The sequence below is a fragment of the Streptomyces sp. NPDC059695 genome, from assembly GCF_042733785.1.
Lineage (GTDB): Bacteria > Actinomycetota > Actinomycetes > Streptomycetales > Streptomycetaceae > Streptomyces.
The window spans coordinates 27,471-30,292 of the sequence record NZ_JBHWFF010000057.1; the positions used below are offsets into that span (position 1 = coordinate 27,471).

2 protein-coding genes are annotated in these 2,822 nt (G+C 73.0%); one reads left to right on the forward strand and one right to left on the reverse strand.

Going from position 1 to position 2,822, the window contains the following annotated elements; all coding sequences use genetic code 11:
* Positions 1-144: 144 nt before the first annotated feature.
* Positions 145-1,179 carry a 3-oxoacyl-ACP synthase III family protein gene (locus ACFV2S_RS36495; protein ID WP_383801925.1) on the reverse strand — a complete coding sequence of 345 codons (1,035 nt, stop codon included), beginning with the start codon at positions 1,177-1,179 and terminating at the stop codon, positions 145-147.
* Between the two features lie 235 nt (positions 1,180-1,414).
* On the opposite strand from ACFV2S_RS36495, the gene ACFV2S_RS36500 reads away from it, so the two are divergent.
* A partial coding sequence (locus ACFV2S_RS36500; protein ID WP_385570148.1) for a type I polyketide synthase occupies positions 1,415-2,822 on the forward strand: 1,408 nt, incomplete at its 3' end.

Below are 2,822 nucleotides of genomic sequence, written 5' to 3' on the forward strand. Positions count from 1 at the left end.
GAGTCTGGTCTGGGCGCGGGGGGGGGGGGGGGGGTGCGGTGGGGTGTGGCGCGCGCGCGCGGCGCCCTCGCCCCCCGCTTTTTCGTGTGAGGGGGTGGGGGGCGGATCGGGCCGCCGTGGGGGCCGGGTGGTCCGGCGTGGCCGTCAGACCACTTCGAGGGCGAAGCCCGCCTTCAGCCACTTGCTGGACTCGACCGAGATACCGAGGACCCGGTCGCCGGGCGCCAGCTGCGGCAGCACCTCCTCCAGCTGGAAGAACGGCATCGCGTTGCCCGTGTTGGCGATGGTGTCGACGCGGGTGATCTCCTCCGCGAGCGGCATGGCGAGGCCCTCGACGATCCGCCGCGTCATGCGCCCCGACAGCTGGGGCGGCAGCAGGTAGTCCACGTCCGTGACCGCCCAGCCCAGGTCGCCGAGCAGTTCCTCGGCGATCTCCCGGGACATCACCGGGACGGACTCCTCGATCGCCTTGTAGTCCTCCTTGATGTGCGCGCGGTCCGCGTCGGCGCGGTCGAGCGCCCCGGTCCACTCCACGATCTGCCCCGGCTCACGGCCGAGCCCGGTCAGCCGGTTGAGGACCCGGCGGATCACGGGCGCGCCCTCGGTCGGCTCGGACGTCAGCACGGCCGCGCCCGCGCCGTCGCCGAACAGCACGAAGTTGACCAGCTCGCCCGAGTCGAGCTTCGCGAGGTCGACGCCCGGGTCGTAGTGGCGGGAGCACAGCTCGCCGCCGATCACCAGGGCCGTGCGGTGCCCGCCGGCGCGCAGCATCTGGCTGCCGACGTCGAGGGCCTGGAAGGCGCCCGCACAGCCCGACTGCAGCTGGTAGGTCGGCACGCCGTCGATCCCGAGCCGGTCCGCGACGATGTTGACGGTCGCGGGCATCAGCTGGTCGGGCGTGGCCGTGCCGAGGACGACCAGGTCGATGTCGCCGGGCCCGAGGCCGGCGTCGGCGAGGGCGCGTGCTCCGGCCTCGGTGGCCAGATCGGCGAGGGTGGACCGCAGCCTGCCGGTCCCCAGGTCCACCGACAGATGCCGGGCCCGGGTCCCGACGAAGGCGTCGACCCACTCCTCCCAGATCGGGTCCATGCCGAAGTGCCGGGCGAGGTCCGCGTTCTCCAGGGGGGCACCGGGCAGAGCCGTGCCCACGGACAGGATGTGGATTTCCGAGGCTTCCATACCGCCACTTTCGGCCGCCCGGCTGACGCCCCGCTGACGCCCCTCTAAAGAGCCCCTTAGGCGCCCGTGCGGGACTTCCGCCGAAGAGCCCCTTGGGTGCCGTACGGGACTTCCGCGCGTCGTCCAGGGGGTGACCGCGACGGCTCGGCGACCGCTTTAGGTCACGCTAAGCAGCCCGCAAGCCGCGTCGGCGACGTTGCCCGCAAGACCGTCTGGCATCACGAGGGATGGGTTCATGGCCAACGAAGCAAAACTCCGGGACTACCTCAAGCGGGTGACGACCGACCTGCAGCAGACCCGGCAGAGGCTGACCGACGTCGAGGCCGCGGCGCACGAGCCGATCGCGATCGTCGGCATCGGCTGCCGCTTCCCGGCCGATGTGCGCAGCCCCGAGGATCTGTGGCGGCTGCTCGCCGCCGGCGGCGACGCGATCACCGACTTCCCGGAGGGCAGGGGCTGGGACCTCGACAGGCTGCACGCCCCGGACCCCGCGTCCGACGCGCAGGCCACCACGTACGTCGCCAAGGGCGGCTTCCTGCATGACGCGGGTCTCTTCGACGCCGGCTTCTTCGGCATCAGCCCGCGCGAGGCCGAGGCGATGGAGCCGCAGCAGCGGGTGCTCCTGGAGACGGCCTGGGAGGCGCTGGAGCGCTCCGGGATCTCCCCGGACAGCCTGCGCGGCAGCGACACCGGTGTGTTCGTCGGCGCGATCGCCCAGGACTACGCGCGCCCCGAGGAGATCCGCCCCGAGCTGGAGGGGTACCTCGTCACCAACACGACGAGCGTGGCCTCCGGCAGGATCGCCTACACCCTGGGCCTCGAAGGCCCCGCGCTCACCATCGACACCGCCTGCTCGGCCTCGCTGGTCGCGCTGCACCTCGCCGCCCAGTCGCTGCGGCAGGGCGAGTGCTCGCTCGCGCTGGCCGGCGGAGCGACGGTCATGGCGTCGCCGGTGCTGCTCACCGAGTTCAGCCGGCAGCGGGGGCTCGCGGGCGACGGCCGCTGCAAGGCCTTCGCCTCGGGCGCCGACGGCACGGGCTTCAGCGAGGGCTCCGCGCTGCTCGTCCTGGAGCGCCTCTCGGACGCCCGGCGCAACGGCCACCAGGTGCTCGCGGTGATCCGTGGCACGGCCGCGAACCAGGACGGTGCGAGCAACGGCCTCACCGCGCCGAACGGCCTCGCGCAGGAGTCCGTCATCCGCCAGGCCCTCGCCAACGGGCGCCTGACGGCCGACCAGGTCGACGCGGTCGAGGCGCACGGCACCGGCACCCGCCTGGGCGACCCGATCGAGGCCCAGGCCCTGATCAACACGTACGGGCAGGGCCGCGGCGGCGACGAGCCGGTGTGGCTGGGCTCGATCAAGTCGAACATCGGCCACACCCAGGCCGCGGCGGGTGTCGCCGGTGTCATCAAGATGGTGATGGCGATGCGGAACGGGGTGCTGCCCCGCACCCTGCACGTCGACGAGCCCACGGACCACGTCGACTGGTCCGACAGGACCGTACGACTCCTCACCCAGGACCAGCCCTGGCCCGCCCGCGACGACCGGCCGAGGCGCGCGGGCGTGTCGTCGTTCGGCATCAGCGGCACGAACGCGCACGTCGTGATCGAGGAAGCCCCCACAGCCGCCGACGAGACCGAAC